Source organism: Ruegeria marina (assembly GCF_900101475.1).
Classification (GTDB): Bacteria; Pseudomonadota; Alphaproteobacteria; order Rhodobacterales; family Rhodobacteraceae; genus Ruegeria_B; species Ruegeria_B marina.
The window spans coordinates 1-1,203 of the sequence record NZ_FMZV01000051.1 but is presented as its reverse complement, the minus strand read 5'-3'; the positions used below and the strand labels follow the sequence as shown (position 1 = coordinate 1,203).

1 protein-coding gene is annotated in these 1,203 nt (G+C 55.9%); it reads left to right on the top strand.

The window, feature by feature from the left end; all coding sequences use genetic code 11:
* Nucleotides 1–94 precede the first annotated feature (94 nt).
* Nucleotides 95–724: an AI-2E family transporter gene (locus BLT75_RS23985; protein WP_176828271.1), complete on the top strand. Its 630-nt coding sequence runs from the start codon at nucleotides 95–97 to the stop codon at nucleotides 722–724.
* Nucleotides 725–1,203 lie beyond the last annotated feature (479 nt).

The following is a 1,203-nucleotide window of genomic DNA, read 5'->3' as shown; positions in this document are numbered from 1 at the left end:
TTGTCCATCTTCGCTCCATAATGGCTTCGATGAACCAGAAATCCTCCGTCGCTCAAACCTCTAAATCTGTCCGGTAGGTGCTGACGTCAGACAGTTGGCGGGTAGCGTTTCTGCGCTTGCCCTGGTGTCGCTTTACCTGGTCTTCCTTGTATCGGAGCGCAGAGCCTGGATCGGCAAGCTGCCGCTGCTTGCTTCAGACCCCATCAAGGCAAAGTTGGTCCTTGCGCGTATCGCGACCGGCGTGCAGCAATACATGCTGGTCAACGCTCTCACCAGTGCCTTGAGCGCGGGGGTTGCCTATCTGATTTTCCGCTCCATCGGCCTGGATTTTGCCGCTCTTCTGGCGGTTATCGTGTTCATCGTCGGCTTCATTCCGAATATTGGCGCCTTCATCGGCCTTGCATTGCCATGCCTGATAGCCCTCATTCAGTTCGACACGCTGACTCCGTTCCTGATCGTGCTTGTGGGATATGGCTTGTTTGACCAGTTCGTGGCCAACATCGTGCAACCAGCGATGCAAAGCAGGTCGCTGAACGTGAGCACCTTCATGGTCATGGTATCGTTGACTTTTTTTGGTACGGTATGGGGCGGTGTCGGGGTGTTTCTCGCGGTTCCCATGATGGTTGTCATCATGGTTATCTGCGCCGAGATACCGGCGATGCGCTGGCTTGCCATTGTGCTGTCAGGCGATGGCAGCCTTGAGCAGTCAGAGAGTGGCCACTGATGTCCGCAACATACTTAAGTCGCCTGTTTCCAATGCTCATGCCGACAGGGCATCTGGCAGAGTGTTGATCCGGTGGCGCCACATTGCCATCGCGGGCATTATGGTTACGGGACTTGCCATGTTCGCCTCGTCCCGATTGACCTTCGATCCGTCGGCAGTAGCGAAGGAGTCCAGCTTCAGCCTCGTCGGTGAGGAGACATCTTTTGCATCGCTGGCCGTTCGACTCATCGCCGATCAGGCCGCTCCATCCGCGTTCTTGCCTGTCAACGGCGGGATACATATACGGCCACACATGACAGCGCCAATTTCAAGGTAATCCACAAAGCAACTCGCGCCGACTGGCGTCAGCTTTGCGCCGCCTAAGTTCCTGCGGTTCTGAGAAATTGAGACCTGTTAGAAGCTGTCTGATGGTGTGGACGGCTCCACCCCGACGGCATCGCATTGTGCCAAGTTGGTACTGTGTGACAGCCAACAAAGGA